At 73.1% G+C, this 17371-nt stretch carries 12 protein-coding genes and 1 pseudogene; 7 read left to right on the forward strand and 6 right to left on the reverse strand.

Features of this window, described 5'->3' with window-relative positions:
- Positions 1 to 14: 14 nt before the first annotated feature.
- On the reverse strand, positions 15 to 1796 hold the full coding sequence (locus OG392_RS30295; RefSeq protein WP_329284678.1) for a 3-hydroxyacyl-CoA dehydrogenase family protein: 1782 nt from the start codon (positions 1794 to 1796) through the stop codon (positions 15 to 17).
- A gap of 302 nt (positions 1797 to 2098) precedes the next feature.
- Between OG392_RS30295 and OG392_RS30300 the strand changes: the two genes are divergently transcribed.
- Entirely contained in the window at positions 2099 to 2701 is a 603-nt protein-coding gene (locus OG392_RS30300) for a HEAT repeat domain-containing protein (protein ID WP_329284679.1), read from the forward strand.
- 72 nt (positions 2702 to 2773) lie between these two features.
- Here OG392_RS30300 and OG392_RS30305 read toward each other — a convergent pair.
- The 3 genes and pseudogenes from OG392_RS30305 to OG392_RS30315 all read right to left on the reverse strand — a co-directional run.
- Positions 2774 to 3172 (reverse strand): annotated as a pseudogene (locus tag OG392_RS30305) (RidA family protein); the annotation flags it as partial.
- A gap of 102 nt (positions 3173 to 3274) precedes the next feature.
- Positions 3275 to 4867 carry an alpha/beta hydrolase gene (locus tag OG392_RS30310; protein ID WP_329284680.1) on the reverse strand — a complete coding sequence of 531 codons (1593 nt, stop codon included), beginning with the start codon at positions 4865 to 4867 and terminating at the stop codon, positions 3275 to 3277.
- Between the two features lie 116 nt (positions 4868 to 4983).
- A complete protein-coding gene (locus tag OG392_RS30315; RefSeq protein WP_329284682.1) occupies positions 4984 to 6015 on the reverse strand; it encodes an Rv2578c family radical SAM protein in 1032 nt (343 codons plus the stop codon).
- 147 nt (positions 6016 to 6162) lie between these two features.
- Between OG392_RS30315 and OG392_RS30320 the strand changes: the two genes are divergently transcribed.
- On the forward strand, positions 6163 to 6606 hold the full coding sequence (locus OG392_RS30320; RefSeq protein WP_329284685.1) for an SRPBCC family protein: 444 nt from the start codon (positions 6163 to 6165) through the stop codon (positions 6604 to 6606).
- A 238-nt stretch (positions 6607 to 6844) separates the two neighbouring features.
- The gene (locus OG392_RS30325) at positions 6845 to 9313 is read left to right on the forward strand and encodes an MFS transporter (protein WP_329284686.1); all 2469 of its coding nucleotides are present in this window, start codon (positions 6845 to 6847) and stop codon (positions 9311 to 9313) included.
- An 18-nt stretch (positions 9314 to 9331) separates the two neighbouring features.
- Here OG392_RS30325 and OG392_RS30330 read toward each other — a convergent pair whose 3' ends face one another.
- The gene (locus tag OG392_RS30330; RefSeq protein ID WP_443054936.1) at positions 9332 to 10513 is read right to left on the reverse strand and encodes a hypothetical protein; all 1182 of its coding nucleotides are present in this window, start codon (positions 10511 to 10513) and stop codon (positions 9332 to 9334) included.
- 347 nt (positions 10514 to 10860) lie between these two features.
- On the opposite strand from OG392_RS30330, the gene OG392_RS30335 reads away from it, so the two are divergent.
- From OG392_RS30335 to OG392_RS30350, 4 genes are read left to right on the forward strand one after another with little or no spacing between them, the layout of a single operon-like run.
- Positions 10861 to 11694 carry a M55 family metallopeptidase gene (locus OG392_RS30335; protein WP_329284688.1) on the forward strand — a complete coding sequence of 278 codons (834 nt, stop codon included), beginning with the start codon at positions 10861 to 10863 and terminating at the stop codon, positions 11692 to 11694.
- Positions 11687 to 13021 carry a M20/M25/M40 family metallo-hydrolase gene (locus OG392_RS30340; protein WP_329284690.1) on the forward strand — a complete coding sequence of 445 codons (1335 nt, stop codon included), beginning with the start codon at positions 11687 to 11689 and terminating at the stop codon, positions 13019 to 13021. The genes OG392_RS30335 and OG392_RS30340 overlap by 8 nt, the downstream gene beginning before the upstream one ends.
- Before the next feature lie 42 nt (positions 13022 to 13063).
- The gene (locus OG392_RS30345; RefSeq protein WP_329284691.1) at positions 13064 to 15064 is read left to right on the forward strand and encodes a S9 family peptidase; all 2001 of its coding nucleotides are present in this window, start codon (positions 13064 to 13066) and stop codon (positions 15062 to 15064) included.
- Positions 15061 to 16035: a S66 peptidase family protein gene (locus OG392_RS30350; protein WP_329284692.1), complete on the forward strand. Its 975-nt coding sequence runs from the start codon at positions 15061 to 15063 to the stop codon at positions 16033 to 16035. The genes OG392_RS30345 and OG392_RS30350 overlap by 4 nt, the downstream gene beginning before the upstream one ends.
- Before the next feature lie 111 nt (positions 16036 to 16146).
- Here OG392_RS30350 and OG392_RS30355 read toward each other — a convergent pair whose 3' ends face one another.
- Entirely contained in the window at positions 16147 to 17250 is a 1104-nt protein-coding gene (locus tag OG392_RS30355; protein ID WP_329284694.1) for an adenosine deaminase, read from the reverse strand.
- Positions 17251 to 17371 lie beyond the last annotated feature (121 nt).

Consider the following 17371-nt stretch of genomic DNA (forward strand, 5'->3'; position numbering starts at 1 on the left):
CGGCCGCTCCCGGCTCAGCGTCGGGCATATTCGCGGAAGCCGCGCCCCGTCTTGCGACCCAGGCAGCCCGCCGCCACCAGGTGCTCCAGGAGCGGGGCCGGGGCCAGGCCCGGGTCCCGGAACTCACGGTGCAGCACCTGCTCGATCGCGAGCGAGACGTCCAGACCGACCACGTCGAGCAGCTCGAACGGGCCCATCGGGTAGCCGCCGCCCAGCTTCATCGCGGCGTCGATGTCGTCCAGGGTCGCGTAGTGCTCCTCGACCATCTTGATCGCGTTGTTCAGGTACGGGAAGAGCAGCGCGTTCACGATGAAACCGGCCCGGTCGCCGCAGTCCACCGGGTGCTTGCGGATCTTCGTGGTGACCTCGCGGACGGTGGCGTGGACATCGTCGCCGGTCAGCACCGTGCGGACGATCTCGACCAGCTTCATCGCCGGGGCCGGGTTGAAGAAGTGCATCCCGATGACGTCCTGCGGGCGCGAGGTGGCGCGGGCACAGGCCACGACCGGCAGCGAGGAGGTCGTGGTGGCGAGCACCGCGCCCGGCTTGCAGATCTTGTCGAGCCGCGCGAACAGCTCCTGCTTGATCTCCAGGTCCTCGGCCACCGCCTCCAGGGCCAGGTCGACGTCGGCGAAGGCGTCCAGCGTGCCGGCCGGGGTGATCAGGGCCAGCGTCGCGTCGCGCGCCTCGCCCGTCATCCGGCCCTTGTCGACCGAGCGGGCCAGCGACTTCGCGATCCGGGCCTTCGCCGTGTCCGCCTTCTCCTGCGAGCGGGCGGCGAGGACGACCCGGTAGCCGGCCTTCGCGAAGACCTCCGCGATGCCGGAGGCCATGGTGCCCGAGCCGGCGACGCCGACCGAGCGGATCTCACGGCCGCCGGCCGCCTCCGCGGAGCCCAGCGGGGTCAGCGCGTCCCGCACGACCTCGCCGGAGCCCGGCGCCTCGTACGTGTAGAAGCCGCGGCCCGACTTGCGGCCGGTCAGACCCGCCTCGCTGAGCTGCTTGAGGATCGGGGCCGGGGCGTGCAGCCGGTCGTGGGAGTCCGCGTACATGGCCTCCAGGACCGTACGGGCCGTGTCGACGCCGATCAGGTCGAGCAGCGCCAGCGGGCCCATCGGCAGACCGCAGCCCAGCTTCATCGCCGCGTCGATGTCCTCGCGGGAGGCGTACTTGGCCTCGTACATGGCGGCGGCCTGGTTGAGGTAGCCGAAGAGGAGCCCGTCCGCGATGAACCCGGCCCGGTCGCCGACCGCCACCGGCTCCTTGCCCAGGTCGAGGGCGAGCTGCGTCACGGCGTCGACGGCCCGCGGGTCGGTCAGCACGGAGGAGACCACCTCGACCAGCTTCATGGCCTGGACCGGGGTGAAGAAGTGCAGGCCGAGGACCCGCTCGGGGTGCGCCGAGTCGGCGGCGAGCCGGGTGACGGAGAGCGCGTTCGTGCCGGTGGCGACGATCGTGCCCGGCCGCACGATGCCGTCGAGGGCCCGGAACACCTCCTGCTTCGCCTCGTACGACTCGGGCACGACCTCGATGACGAGGTCGGCCTCGGCGGCCGCCTGGAGGTCGGAGAAGGTACGGAAGCGGGCCAGGACGTCCTGCCGCTCCTCCTCGGTGATCCGCTCGCGGGCCACCGCACGGGCGGTGGAGGCCTCCAGGGCGGCGACGGCCTGGGCGGCGGCGGTGTCGCTGATGTCGATGCCGATGACCTCGCGGCCGGCCCGGACGAGGACATCGGCGATACCGGTGCCCATGGTGCCGAGACCGACGACGGCGATGGTGGAGAGAGGGGTGTCCATCAGGGGACTCCTGAGAGGAAGAGTGACGACTGAGGGCAGTGCGCGCACGAAAGGGCGCGGGAAAGAGCGAGGGCTCTGCCCGGAGAAAGGGCGATGCCCTGGAGAAAAGGGGCGACGGACTCTGTCCCGGAGCCACGTCGAAACTGCCGAACCGACGAACACCCACAACGGCTGCGTCACCAGGCCGTTGTGAGGAGTGCGGGGGGTGCCCCGCTCACCTGAGACTAACCGGCGGGTAACGAGCACGCCAGTCCTGGGAAGTTGAGGAAAATGTGATCTGGATCGCGGATAGGCTCGGATTCATGGAATACGCCGAGGATCCGGAATTCTGCTCGATGATCGATCGATTGCGGGACGAGATCGAGAATGACTCCGGAAGCGTCCCGGCGGCATTCGAACAACTCGCGGAAACCACCGATCCCGAGGAACTGCACCACGTCCTCACCGCCCCCGGGCAGCCCCTCTGGGCCCGCGAGATCGCCGCCTACACCCTCGGTGTCACGGGCGATCCCCGCGCCTTCGAGGCCCTGGTGCTCCTGCTCAACCACCGCGACGCGGAGCGCTGCGTCACCGCCGCCCACGCCCTGACCCGGCTCGGCGACCCCCGGACCGCCCGGGCGGCCGCCGCCCTCGCCACCAACGAACTCCGCGCGGCCTACGCGCTGCTGCCGATCCGGCTGCTCGCCGCCCTCCGCGCCCCCGAGTCCGTCCCGGCCCTGATCACCGTCCTCGAACGGCGCCTGCCCGCCGACGACCCCCACTGGCGGGTCGGCCTCGCCTGCGTCGAGGGTCTGGGCGCCCTCGGCGACCCGAGGGCCCGTCCCGCCCTGGAGGCCGCGCTCCCGCATCCCCGGCTCGGCGCAGCCGCGGAGACGTCACTGGGCCGGCTCGGCACCGCCCACTGAGCGGAGCACCGGGCGGACCGCGCCGACGGCCTCGGATTCCGACGCCGGCTCCGGCGCGAACGATGACTCCGGCTCCGGCACCAGCGCGAACGCCTCGATCTCCACGAGCAGTTCCGGGCGGACGAGCGCCGACACCTGGACCGCCGAGCTCGCCGGCAGCGGCGCCCCCGCGAAACGGGCGTCCCTGGCCTCCCGTACGGCCGGGAGATGAGCGACGTCCGTGACGAAATACGTCAGCTTCACCACGTCCCGGAATCCGGCGCCCGCCGCCGCGAGGCAGCGGTCCAGGTTCGCGAAGACCTGCCGGGCCTGCGCCACCGCGTCACCCTCCCCGACCACCGTGCCCGAGGCGTCGAACGCGCACTGGCCGGATATCGCGACGAAGCGGCCCGTCCCCCAGACGACGTGGCTGTACTGCGGGCTGGCGGCGATTCCCTCGGGAGCGGGTACGTGGGTCAGGTGGTTCGTCATGCCCCACATCCTCGCCCACGGCACTGACAGCGCCCGCGCCCCCGGGGGGCGCGGGCACGGTGACGGCCGGCGGGCAGGCCCGCCCGCGGGGCGCGGCCGGCGTCAGCGCACGTGGCCGAGGAAGCCGTGCAGCGTGCTGCCCGCGGTGTCGGCCGCGGCCGGGACGGACCGGGTCACCGGCTCGGGCTTCGGCTCCGGCAGCGTCGCGCAGGCCGCGTCCACCTCGGCGTCGCCCTCGGCGCGGGGGACCTTGCCCGTGGCGAGGTAGGTGGAGAGGTGCTCGTCCATGCAGTCGTTCCCGCCGAGGGTGACGCCGTGGTTCCCCCCGCCCTCCTCGACGACCAGGCTGGAGCCGCGCATCAGCCGGTGCAGGGCGACCCCGCCCTCGTACGGCGTCGCCGCGTCGTCCGTGGCCTGGAGGATGAGGACCGGCGGCACCTGGTCGTTGCTGACGTCAGGCGGGGACAGCGACTCCACCGGCCAGAAGGCGCACGGCGCGTTGTACCAGGCGTTGTTCCAGGTGGAGAAGGGTGCCTTGGCGTGCACGTCCCAGTTGTCCTTGCGCCAGACGCTCCAGTCGCGGGGCCAGGCCGCGTCCCGGCACTGCACGCTCGTGTAGACCGAGTAGCCGTTGTCGGCCGCCGCGTCGGCCTCGCCGTAGCGCTCGTACGCCTCCGTGAGCGGTACCGCGTTCGCGTCGTTGACGTACGCGGCGAACGCCTTCGCGAGGCGGGGCCAGTAGCCGTTGTAGTACGCGCCGGGCAGGTAGGTGTCCTCCAGCTCGCCCGGTCCGACCTTCCCGCCGGCCGGCTTCGCGCGCAGCGCGTCGCGCATCCGGTACCAGGCCGCCTCGACCGCCGCCGGGTCGTCGCCCAGCTCGTACACGGAGTTCTGCTTGGCCACCCAGGCCATGAAGTCCTTGTGACGGGTGTCGAAGGCGTAGTCCTGCGCGATGTTGTCCTCGTACCAGACGCCGTGCGGGTTCACGACGGAGTCCAGCGCCATCCGCCGCACCCGGTCCGGGTGGAGCCGCGCGTACACGGCCCCCAGGTAGGTGCCGTACGAGTAGCCGAGGTAGTTGATCTTCTGGGCGCCGAGCGCGCGCCGGATGACGTCCATGTCCCGGGCGGTGCTCACGGTGTCGATGTACGGCAGTACGTCCGCGTACTTCTTGCCGCAGGCCGCGGCGAACGCCTGCGCCCGCTCGACCGCGAGCCGCTCGCCCGCCGCGTCGCCGGGCACCGAGTCCGGGCGGACCGGGGCGAAGTGGCCGGGCCTGCAGTCGAGCGCGGGCTCGCTCTTGCCGACCCCGCGCGGGTCGAAGCCGATCACGTCGTACTCGGCGGCCACCTTCGGGGGCAGCGAGGACGCCACGTACCCGGCCATGCCGCGGCCGCTGCCACCGGGCCCGCCCGGGTTCACGAGCAGCGGCCCCTGGAAGGTCTTCGAGGTGTGCGGGATCCGGGTGAGGGCGAGCGTGACGGTCCGGCCGGCCGGATCGTCGTGGTTGAGCGGCACCCTGAGGGTGGCGCACTGGAGCTTCGGGTACGCCTCGGTGGCACAGCCGGTCCAGGCGAGTGAGGGGAAGGGGCGGGGGGCCGGTTCACCGGCGCCCGCGGGGGCGGCGGGCAGGACGGTGACCGTCCCGGCGACCAGCGCTCCTGCGGCGATCAGCATTCCTGCGCGTGGGGTCATAGGGCGTTTGTGTCCCGAACCGGCCTGGAGAGGACCTGTTTCGCCGAGAGTTGACCCGAACGGAGGGGGATCCGACGGCGTGTCAGCTGACCGGTCCGATGATCGGAGGAGCGCGCTCAGAGGAGGGTGAGCTGCTCGGGAGCGGCCGCGAGGGACGGTTCCTCCGGTACCGGGAGGCGGCGGGGCGCGCCCCGGTGCGCCGGACCGATGCCGAACTCGGCCGCCAGCTCGTGCACCTGACGGGTGATCCGGCGCTGGTACCAGGTGGGCGCGTAGGCCCCGTCCGCGTACATCCGCTCGTACCGCCCCACCAGGCCGGGATGGTGGCGCCGCAGCCACTGCGTGAACCACTCGCGGGCACCCGGCCGCAGATGCAGCACGAGCGGGGTGACCGAACTCGCCCCGGCCTCGGCGATCGCGCGGACCGTGTCGCGGAGCTGCTCGGGCCGGTCGCCGAGGAAGGGCACCACGGGGGCCATCAGGACGCCGCAGTCGATGCCGTGCGCGCCGAGGGTCCGGACCACGTCGAGCCGGCGCTGCGGGGAGGGGGTGCCGGGCTCGATCGTGCGCCACAGCTCCTGGTCGGTGAAGCCGACGGAGACGGAGATGCCGACCTCGGTGACCCGGGCGGCCTGGGTCAGCAGCTCCAGGTCGCGCAGGATCAGCGTGCCCTTGGTGAGGATCGAGAAGGGGTTGGCGCGGTCGCGCAGGGCGGTGAGGATGCCCGGCATCAGGCCGTACCGGCCCTCGGCCCGCTGGTAGCAGTCGACGTTGGTGCCCATCGCGATGTGCGCGCCCTGCCAGCGGGCGGAGGAGAGCTGGCGGGCCAGGACCTCCGGCGCGTTGATCTTGACGACGATCTGGGAGTCGAAGCCGAGGCCGGTGTCGAGGTCGAGATAGCTGTGGGTCTTGCGGGCGAAGCAGTACACGCACGCGTGCGTGCACCCCCGGTACGGGTTGACCGTCCACTCGAACGGCATCCGGGAGGCGCCGGGCACCCGGTTGAGGATCGAGCGGGCCCGCACCTCGTGGAAGGTGATGCCCCGGAACTCGGGGGTGTCGAAGGTCCGGGTGGTCACCGCGTCCGCGCCGAACAGGGCGATGTCGGCGGGTGCGGCGGGGGTGTCGCCCAGATTGTCCCAGCGCACGGGCGCCTCCTCGATGGCTCTGCGTCGACCGTTCGCTCAGAATAGAACACCTGTTCCCTTGATCGTTGCAACCCGGATTTCGCGCCCCGGAGCCCACGTGGTTCTCTAGGCCCACACCCCTGAGGAACCACGAGCTGGAGGAAGTCAATGGCGCAGGTCGAGGCCACCACGGAACGGATCATCGCCGCCGACGCGGAGACGGTGTTCGACGCGCTGGCCGACTACAGCGGCACGCGCGCGAAGCTGCTCCCCGAGCACTTCAGCGAGTACGAGGTGCGCGAGGGCGGCGACGGCGAGGGCACCCTCGTCCACTGGAAGCTGCAGGCCACGAGCAAGCGCGTCCGCGACTGCCTCCTGGACGTCACCGAGCCCACCGACGGACAGCTCGTCGAGAAGGACCGCAACTCCTCCATGGTCACCACCTGGCTCGTGACCCCCGCCGGTGAGGGCAAGTCCCGCGCCGTCGTCACCACCGTCTGGGACGGCGCGAGCGGTGTCGGCGGCTTCTTCGAGCGGACCTTCGCGCCCAAGGGCCTCGGCAGGATCTACGACGCCGTTCTCGCCAAGCTGGCGGACGAGGTCGAGAAGTAACGCCCGGAGCGTTCACCGATTCGAGTGGATCGCCCGCACCCCCGCAACGGCGCCCCCTGTGCGCCGGGGGCGCGGGCCCCCTCGTAAACGCGCTGATGAGCGACCCAAGTGCGCCGTCCCGCAGGGCCGTTCGGGCCGCCCGGCGCCACTGACCTCCCGTACCGTCCGACTTGCTCCCCCTTCGTGCCCAATGCGAAGAATGGCGCGGCGCAGACGCCGTGACGAGGGGAGCAGGTACGTGGGTGCGATCACGATCGTGAAATCCGCCGAGGACGGAGAGGTACCGGCGGACACGGGACCGCTCGACGCGGGCGGCCCGCCCACCGACCCCGCCCCGCCGTCCGGGCCCGCCCGGGCCGACCAGCTCGACCCCCGCCGCGTCCGGCTCGTCTTCGGCGGCCTCATGCTCGCGCTGCTCCTCGCCGCGCTCGAGCAGATGATCGTCGCCACCGCCCTGCCGAAGATCGTCGGCGAACTCCAGGGCCTCGACCGGATGTCCTGGGCGATCACCGCCTATCTGCTCACCGCCACCATCGGCCTGCCGGTCTACGGCAAGCTCGGCGACCTCCTCGGCCGCAAGGGCGTCTTCCTCTTCGCCATCGTCGTCTTCGTCATCGGCTCGGGACTCGCCGGCTGGTCCCGCAGCATGGACGAACTCATCGCCTTCCGCGCGATCCAGGGCATCGGCGCCGGCGGCCTGATGATCGGCGTCCAGGCGATCATCGCCGACATCGTCCCCGCCCGGGAACGCGGCCGGTACATGGGCCTCATCGGCGCCGCCTTCGGCCTCGCCTCCGTCGCGGGACCGCTGCTCGGCGGCTTCTTCACCGACCACGTCTCCTGGCGCTGGTGCTTCTACTTCAACGTGCCCTTCGGGCTCGTCACCCTCGCCGTCGTCGCCGTCGTCCTCGAACTCCCCAAGCCCACGGCGCGCGCCCGCTTCGACGTCCTCGGCGCCCTCCTCCTCGCCGCCGCCTCCACCTGCCTGGTCCTGCTCACCAGTTGGGGCGGCACCGAGTACGCCTGGGACTCCCGCGTCGTCATCGCCCTCGCCTGCGGTGCCGCCGGAACCACCCTGCTCTTCCTGGTCGTCGAGCACCTCGCGCCCGAACCCCTCATCCCGCTGCGGCTGTTCCGCGACTCCGTCTTCACCGTGACCGCCCTCGTCGGCGCCGTCGTCGGCATCGCCCTCTTCGGCGCCGCCAGCTACCTCCCCAGTTTCCTGCAGATGGTTGAGGGAGCCACCGCCACCGAGTCCGGCCTCCTGATGCTGCCCCTCATGGGCGGCATCGTCATCGCCTCCGTCGTCTCCGGCCAACTCATCAGCCGCACCGGCCACTACAAGATCTACCCCCTGCTCGGCGGCGCCCTCTCCGTCCTCGGCATGTGGCTGCTCTCCCGCCTGGACGCCGACACCCCGCGTCTCCAGTACAGCCTCTGGCAGGCCGTCCTCGGCACCGGCATCGGCCTCGTCATGCCGGTGCTCGTCCTCGCCGTACAGAACTCCGTACGCCCCGGCGACCTCGGCACCGCCACCAGCGCCCACACCTACTTCCGCCAGATCGGCGGCAGCGTCGGCGCCGCCGTCTTCGGCACCCTCTTCGCCTCCCGGCTCGACGACGCCCTCGGCGACCGGCTCGGCGGCGTCCTCGCCGGCGGCGCGACCTCCCTGCCGCCCGCCGAGTCGATCACCCCGCAGACGGTCCACACCCTGCCGCCCGCCGTCCGCGACGCCTACATCCAGGCGTACGCCGACGCGATGCCGCGGATCTTCCTGTACCTCGTGCCGGTCCTCGTGCTCGGCCTCGTCCTCGCCTTCTTCCTCAAGGAGAAACCGCTGGTGACCCACCACAGCCCCACCACCGAGGCCACCGGAGCCGACGAGTTCGGCAGCGTCCAGGCCGTCCCGCACGCCCGGCACGCCGCCCCCGCGCCCGCCGCCCCCCACTCCGGACTCCCCGTCTGCGGCACCGTCCAGCACCACGACGGCAGCCGCGTCCCCCGGGCCGCCCTCACCCTCATCGACGTCCAGGGCCGGCAGGTCGGCCGGGGCGCCAGCGGCGAGGACGGGCGGTACGCGCTGAGCGTCCCCGGCAGCGGCGCCTACGTCCTGATCGCCGCGGCGGGCGGACACCAGCCCCAGGCCGTGTCCGTCACCGTCGGCGACCGGCCGGTCGAACTCGACGTCGTGCTCGGCGGCGCCGGGCGGCTCGCGGGCAGCGTCGTCACCGCCGACGGAACACCCGTACGGGACGCGGCCGTCACCCTCACCGACGTACGCGGCGAGGTCGTCGCCTCCACCCGCAGCGGGCGCGAGGGCGGATACGTCATCTCCGAACTCGTCGCCGGCGAGTACACACTCGCCGCCAGCGCCCCCGCGTTCCGGCCCGCCGCGCTCCCCGTCAGCGTCCAGGCCTCCCGCGAGACCCGCCAGGACATCGAACTCGCCGGCGGGGCCGTCCTGCGCGGAACGGTACGGGCCGGGGGCGGGCGCCCCGTCGAGGACGCCCGGGTGACCCTGCTCGACGCCGCCGGGAACGTCGTCGACACCCTCACCACCGGCGGCGACGGCACCTTCCGCTTCGTGGACCTGTCCTCCGGCGAGTACACCGTGATCGCCGCCGGCTACCCGCCGGTCGCGACCGTCCTCCAGATGGCCGGCGGCGGCCGCACCGAGCGCGACCTCCAGCTCGGCCACCAGGACTGAGAGGACCCCCCTCCGCGGTCAGGAGGCGGTCGAGGCCCTGCGCAGCGTGCTGATGCAGGAGCTGATCGCCTCCTGGAGGGCTTCGAGGCGCTGGAGCATGTCGTCCTCGAAGATCTCCTCCTCCAGGACCTCGTCCAGGGTCAGCTCCTCGAAGACCTTCGTCGCCTTCTGCAGGCTGCTGTAGAACTTCGTCCGCCGCTCCTGGACCCGTAGCGCCGGGTCCTCCTCCACCGCCTTCGCGACCAGGCCCTTGACGGTGTCGTACGCCTCACCGGCCCACTCGCCCGCCTCCTCCGAGTCGTCGAGCTCGTCGAGGAGCGACAGATGCCGCTCCGCCTCGGCCCGCAGCTCGGCCGGCGCCTCCACGGTCTGCCCGGCCGGCGTCTTGATCTGGCCGTTCTCGACGATCTGCCGCACGTATCCGATGCGGTCGGCCGCCTTCGCCTCGCTCGCCACGGCCTTCTTCAGATCGTCGGTACGCGCGAAGGCGCGGGCCATCTCGGTCTGCAGGGCCGGGTCCTCCTTCATCCGGTCGAGCAGCGCGCCGCGGGCCGCCTCGGCCGTCCCCGGGTCGGCGAGGATCGCGGCCCGCAGCGCCGTCGGGTTCTCGGCGACCTCCAGGGCCTTCGTCGGACGGATGCCCTCCGCCTCGGCCGCCGCGCTGATCGCCTGGCCGCGCACGGACGAGGCGCTGTTGCGCGAGGTGTAGTACGACAGCCAGACGTCGGCGTCGGGCAGCTCGATGTCCTCGCCGGGGACGAGCACCTCGAACTGCGGGACGACACCGTCGTCGGCCGCCATGTCCCAGGCCTTGTAGTAGCGCATGACCCGCTCCGGCGAGCATCCGGCGAGCTCCGCGAACGCCTTCGCCGACACCTTCGTCGCGGCCGTCCCCTCGGCGGCCTGCCCTCCGGGACGGACGCTGCGCGCCACCTTGAGCGCGAAGGTCCAGCCGCCGGTGCGGGCGTAGACCCCGAAGTCCCGGGCGTCACGGACGACGACGGGGTCGAGGTCCGCGGGGACGGGCACGGGCTCGTCGTCCGGCCCGGCCCCGTCGGCCGCGGGCTCCGCCGCGACGGGCTCGCTCGCGGAAGCCTCCGCGGCCTCGGGCCCCGTCGGCTGGACCCAGAACTCCTCCGACGGGTCGGCCGGCGCGGGGACGACGGGGGAGGTGTCGGACGGATCGAGGGTGGTGGTCACCGAGGGCACTCCGGGAGGTCGGGTACGAGAACTGCGGCCGACAGCCTATCCGCACCCCTTGGCGATGATTCGCCCTATTCCGGACACAGGGCATCGGGCATGTCGAAGGCGCCGCGGCACCGGGCGGGGGCCGCGCCCGCTCCGCCGACCCGTCCCGGACGACGGCACCCCGCCCGGGGAACCAGGCCGCGGCCGCCCTGCGGAGCCTCGTGGAGGAGGCCCCAGAGGGGTGTCAGGACGGGCGGGGACGGCCCGTACGACCATCCCGGTGAGTGCCACCGGTCCACTCCAACGACGGTTTTCCACAGGGGTGGTACGGCCGCCGGGCTGCGCGTACGGTGCCAGTCATGAAGATCCTCATCAGCGCCGACATGGAGGGCGCGACCGGTGTGACCTGGCCCGCCGACGTGCTGCCCGGCACGCCCCAGTGGGAGCGGTGCCGCGCGATGTTCACCTCCGATGTGAACGCCGCCGTGCTCGGCTTCTTCGACGGCGGCGCCGACGAGGTCCTCATCAACGAGGCGCACTGGTCCATGCGGAACCTGCTCCTGGAGCGGCTCGACGAGCGCGCCGAGATGCTCACCGGCCGGCACAAGTCCCTCTCCATGGTCGAGGGCGTCCAGCACGGGGACGTCGACGGCATCGCCTTCGTCGGCTACCACACCGGCGCCGGCACCGAGGGCGTCCTCGCCCACACCTACCTCGCCAACTCGATCACCGGCGTCTGGCTCGACGGCGAGCGCGCGAGCGAGGGCCTGCTCAACGCCCATGTGGTCGCGGAGTACGGCGTGCCCGTCGTCCTCGTCACCGGTGACGACCTGACCTGCGAGGACGCCCTGGGCTACGCGCCGGAGGCACCCAAGGTCGCCGTCAAGGACTACGTCTCGCGGTACGCGGCGGTCTGCCGCACCCCGGCCAGAACCGCCGCCGACATCCGGGCGGCCGCGAAGACCGGCGCCGCCCTCGCCGTACGGCACGAGCCGGTCCACGGCGGCCCCTTCACCGTGGAGCTGGAGTTCGACGCCGAGCACCTGGGCGCGGCCGCCACGGTGGTTCCCGGCGTGGCGCGCGGCGCGGAGCGGCGCGTCGCGTACACGAGCGGGACGATGTACGAGGCAATTCGCACATTCAAAGCGGTCACGACGATCGTCTCGGCCGCGGTGGAGGAGCAGTATGGCTGAGGAGGTCCGGGGCCCGGACACGACGGCGCTCGACGAGGTGGTCACCTTCACCTCCGAGCTCATCCGCATCGACACCACCAACCGAGGCGGCGGGGACTGCCGTGAGCGGCCCGCCGCCGAGTACGTCGCCGAGCGCCTCGCCGCCGCCGGCATCGAACCCACCCTCCTGGAGCGGACCCCCGGCCGCACCAACGTGGTGGCGCGCATCCCCGGCACCGACCCCTCGGCCGAGGCCCTCCTCGTCCACGGACATCTGGACGTCGTGCCCGCCGACCCCGCCGAGTGGACCACCCACCCCTTCTCCGGAGAGATCCGCGACGGGGTCGTATGGGGCCGCGGCGCCGTCGACATGAAGAACATGGACGCGATGGTCCTGGCCGTCGTCCGCTCCTGGGCCCGGCAGGGCATCCGGCCGCGCCGCGACATCGTCCTCGCCTACACGGCCGACGAGGAGGCGAGCGCCGAGGACGGCTCCGGCTTCCTCGCCGACCGCCACGCCGCGCTCTTCGAGGGCTGCACGGAGGGCATCAGCGAGTCCGGGGCCTTCAGCTTCCACCCGCAGCCCGGCACCACGCTCTACCCGATCGCCGCCGGGGAGCGGGGCACCGCCTGGCTCAAGCTCACCGCCCACGGCCGCGCCGGCCACGGCTCCAAGGTCAACACGGCCAACGCCGTCACCCGGCTCGCCGAAGCCGTCGCCCGGATCGGCTCGCACGCCTGGCCCGTCCGGCTCACCGCCACCGTCCGCGCCGCCCTGGCCGAACTCGCCGCGCTGTACGCCCTCGACATCGACACCCACGCGCCCGACCTCGACGTGGACCTGCTCCTCGACAAGCTCGGACCCGCCGCCGCGCTCGTCGCGCCGACCGTCCGCAACAGCACGAACCCGACGATGCTCGACGCCGGCTACAAGGTCAACGTCATCCCGGGCCAGGCCGTCGCCCACATCGACGGGCGGACGCTGCCGGGCACCGAGGAGGAGTTCGCCGCGACCATGGACGAGCTGACCGGCCCGCACGTCGAGTGGGAGTTCCAGCACCGCGAGGTCGCCCTCGAAGCCCCCGTCGCGTCGCCGACCTTCGCGAAACTGCGGGCCGCCGTCGAGCGCTTCGACCCGGACGGGCACGTCGTGCCCTTCACCATGTCGGGCGGCACCGACGCCAAGCAGTTCTCCCGGCTCGGCATCACCGGCTACGGCTTCTCACCGCTCCGGCTGCCCCCGGACCTCGACTACGGAGCCCTGTTCCACGGCGTCGACGAACGCGTCCCCGTGGACGCGCTGCACTTCGGCGTCCGGGTGCTCGACCATTACCTGAAGTCGGCGTAGGACCGTCATCGTTCGCGTAACACCGTGACAGGGGGAGCAGGGATGAAAACGATCGCCGCCCACGGCAGCTGGCCGTCACCCGTCGACGCGGCGCTCGCCGCCGCCCACGACGGGCGGCCCGAGTACCCCGGCGTCGTCGGCGACGAGCTGTGGTGGACCGCGCCACGGCCCGCCGAGGGAGGTCGCCGCGCCCTCGTGCGACGGCGCGGCGACGGCGCCGAGGAGAGCCTGCTGCCCGCCCCGTGGAACGTCCGCAGCCGGGTGATCGAGTACGGCGGCCTGCCCTGGGCGGCCGTCCCGCGCCCGGCCGGCGGACCCCTCGCCGTCTTCTGTCACTTCCCGGACCAGCGGCTCTACGTGTACGAGCCCGACGCGGCCTCCGGCGCCGCGCCCAGGCCCCTGACCCCCGTCTCCTGGACCGGCGGCGGACTGCGCTGGGCGGACCCGGTCATCCACCCCGACCGGGGCGAGGTGTGGTGCGTCCTGGAGGAGTTCACCGGCCCGGCCCCGACCGACGTACGCCGGGCGCTCGTCGCCGTACCCCTCGACGGCTCCGCCGCCGACGACCGTGCGGCGGTACGCGAACTGTCCGACGGGCGCCACCGGTTCGTGACCGGACCCCGGCTCTCCCCGGACGGCCGCCGGGCGGCCTGGATCGGCTGGGACCACCCCCGGATGCCCTGGGACGGCACCGAGGTCCAGCTCGCCGAGGTCACCGCGGACGGCACCTTCCGACGGGCCCGAACGGTCGCGGGCGGACCCGCCGAGTCGATCCCGCAGGTCGACTGGGACGCGGCGGGGCGGCTGCTCCTCGTCAGCGACCGCACCGGCTGGTGGAACCTCTACCGGGCGGACGTCGACGCCGACGGCGGCCTCGGCGAACCGGCGGCGCTCTGCCCCCGCGCCGAGGAGTTCGGCGGACCGCTCTGGAAGATCGGGCTGAACTGGTTCACCCCCCTGGAGAACGGTCTGGTGGCCGTCGTCCACGGCAAGGGCACCACCGGGCTCGGCATCCTCGACCCCGACCGCGGCACACTCGCCGACGCCGTCGGTCCCTGGACCGAATGGGCCCCGACCCTCGCCGCCCACGGCAGCCGCGTGGTCGGCATCGCCGCCTCCCCGCACAGCTCCTACGAGCTGGTCGAACTCGACGCCCGCACGGGGCGGACCCGGGTCGTCGGCGCCGCCCACACCGACGTCGTCGACCCCGCCCACCACCCCGAACCCCGCGTCCGCACCTTCACCGGCCCCGGCGGGCGCGAGATCCACGCGCAGGTCTACCCGCCCCACCACCCCGGCTTCACCGGCCCCGAGGACGAACTCCCGCCCTACGTCATCTGGGCCCACGGCGGTCCCACCGGACGCGCGCCCCTCGTCCTCGACCTGGAGATCACCTACTTCACCTCGCGCGGCATCGGTGTCGCCGAGGTCAACTACGGCGGCTCCACCGGCTACGGCCGGGAGTACCGCGAGCGGCTGCGCGAGCAGTGGGGCGTCGTCGACGTCGAGGACTGCGCGGCCGTCGCCGCGGCGCTCGCCGCCGAGGGCACCGCCGACCCGGCCCGGCTCGCCGTCCGCGGCGGCAGCGCCGGCGGGTGGACGACCGCCGCCTCCCTCGTCTCCACCGACGTGTACGCCTGCGGCACGATCATCTACCCCATCCTCGACCTGCGGGGCTGGGCCACCGACGAGACCCATGACTTCGAGTCCCAGTACCTCCACGGCCTCATCGGATCCATCGACGACGTCCCCGCCCGCTACAAGGAGCGCTCGCCGATCGAGCACGTCGACCGCGTCACCGCCCCCTTCCTGCTGCTCCAGGGCCTCGACGACGTCATCTGCCCACCCGCCCAGGCCGATCGCTTCCTCACCCGCACCGCCGGCCGGGGTGTGCCGCACGCCTACCTCGCCTTCGAGGGGGAAGGCCACGGCTTCCGCAGGGCCGACACGATGGTCCGAGCCCTGGAGGCCGAACTCTCCCTGTACGCAAGGACGTTCGGCATCGTCCGGACGGACGTCCCCGAGCTGGAGTACCGCACATGACGGCGCCCGGGCCCGCCCTCCCCGCGCCGCCGCAGGGGCCGCACGTCCGACCGCTCACCCGGCCCGAGCGGCTGCGGCCCGGCGCCCGGGTCGCCGTCGTCGCCCCCGCGGGGCCCGTCCCCGAGGAGCGGCTGCTGGCGGGGCTCGACATCCTCCGCGGCTGGGACCTCGACCCCTTCGTCGCCCCACACGTCCTGGACACCCACCCGACCCTCGGCCACCTCGCGGGCACCGACCGGGCCAGGGCCCAGGACCTGACCGAGGCCTGGTGCGACCCCTCGGTCTCCGCCGTCCTCTGCGCGCGCGGCGGATTCGGCGCACAGCGCATGGTCGACCTCGTCGACTGGGCGGCGATCAGGGAGGCAGGACCCAAGGCGTTCGTCGGCTACAGCGACATCACCGCCCTGCACGAGGCGCTCGCCGTCCGGGCCGGCTACGCCACCCTGCACGGACCGATGGTGGCCGCGGGCACCTTCCTCTCCGACCCGCGCACCCAGGAGTCCCTGCGGGCCACGCTGTTCGAGCCCGAGTCGGTCCGCACGCTCGGTCTGGACACGGCACGCACGATGGCCCCGGGCCGCGCCCGCGGTGTGACCCTCGGCGGCTGTGTCAGCCTCCTCGCCGCCGACCTCGCCACCCCGCACGCCCGCCCGTCGGCCCGCGGAGGCCTGCTGCTCCTGGAGGACGTGGGGGAGGAGCCGTACCGGCTCGACCGCATCCTCACCCAGCTCCTCCGCTCCCGCCGGCTCGACGGCGTCGAGGGCATCGCCCTCGGCTCCTGGGCGGAATGCGGTCCGTACGAGGAGATCCGGGCGGTCCTCACGGACCACCTCGGAGGCCTCGGCGTCCCGGTCGTGGAGGAGCTGGGCTTCGGCCACAGCGAAACGGCTCTGACCCTGCCGCTCGGCGTACCGGCCGTTCTGGACACGGAGAAGAACACCCTCACCCTGGACGTCCCGGCCCTGTGCTGAGGGGACGGGCGAGGAGCCCGCTCCGCGTCCCCGCGTCCCCGCGTCCCCGCGTCCCCGCGTCCCCGGCGACCCGGGGACGCCCGGCCTTCCCCTGATCCAGGGACGGGGGAACTAGACCGACACGACCCGGAGCGTCGCGTACCCCGGGCGGACGACCTCGTCGATCAGCCGCTGCCGCTCCGGCAGCGGCAGGAAGGCGGCCTCCAGCGCGGCGACCGTGAACTCCTCGAAGACCTCGGGACCGTAACCGAAGGCGTCCACCATGTGCTGGAACTCCTCGCTCATGGTGGTGCCGGAGACCAGCCGGTTGTCCGTGTTGAGCGTGATGCGGAAGCCCAGGCGGCGCAGCTCGTCGATCGGGTGCGAGGCGTAGTCCTTCGCGGCGCCCGTCTGGAGGTTGGACGTCGGGCAGACCTCCAGGGCGATCCGGTTGTCCCGGACGTACGAAGCGAGCCGGCCCAGCGTGCCGTCCTCGGCTATGTCGTCCGTGATCCGCACGCCGTGGCCGATCCGCTCGGTGCCGCAGACCTGCACGGCCTCGTGGATCGACTCCGCGCCGACGGCCTCGCCCGCGTGGATCGTGAAGTGGCAGTTCTCCCGCTTCAGGTGCTGGAAGGCGGGGAGGTGCCGGGCCGGCGGGTTGCCGATCTCGCCGCCGGCGATGTCGAAGCCGGCCACGCCCTTGTCCCGGTGCGCGACGGTGAGCCGCGCGATCTCCAGGGAGCGGTCCGTGTGGCGCATGCCCGTGAGGAGGGTGCGGACGGTGATGCGGCCGCCGGAGCGGAGCTCGCCCTCGCGGAAACCGTCGTTCACCGCCTCGACGACCTCGTCGAGTGTCAGACCGCCCTCCAGGTGCTGCTCGGGGGCGTAGCGGATCTCGGCGTAGACGACGCCGTCCGCCGCGAGGTCCTCGGCGCACTCGGCCGCGATGCGCGTGAGCGCCTCGCGGGTCTGCATCACCGCGCAGGTGTGGGCGAAGGTCTCCAGGTAGCGCTCCAGCGAACCGGAGTCGGCCGCGTCCCGGAACCAGACCGCGAGCGCGGCGGGGTCCTCGGTCGGCAGCGCGGTGTAGCCGCACTCCCGTGCCAGCTCGACGATGGTCGCGGCGCGCAGCCCACCGTCGAGGTGGTCGTGGAGGACGGCCTTGGGGGCCCGGCGGATCCACTCGGAGACGGTGGCGGCGGCAGGCGTGGCAGGGTTGTCAGACAAGTGCATGGCGGGGAAGTGTACGCCACGGGGCGGGGGGCCGCGGTGACGGGCCCGACGGGGGCGGGCGGCGAGGGCCTGGGCGGCGGTGACGCCGCCCAGGAGCGGGGCTGGGCCCTGTCCGGAGAGT

The sequence above is a fragment of the Streptomyces sp. NBC_00691 genome (assembly GCF_036226665.1).
GTDB lineage: Bacteria > Actinomycetota > Actinomycetes > Streptomycetales > Streptomycetaceae > Streptomyces.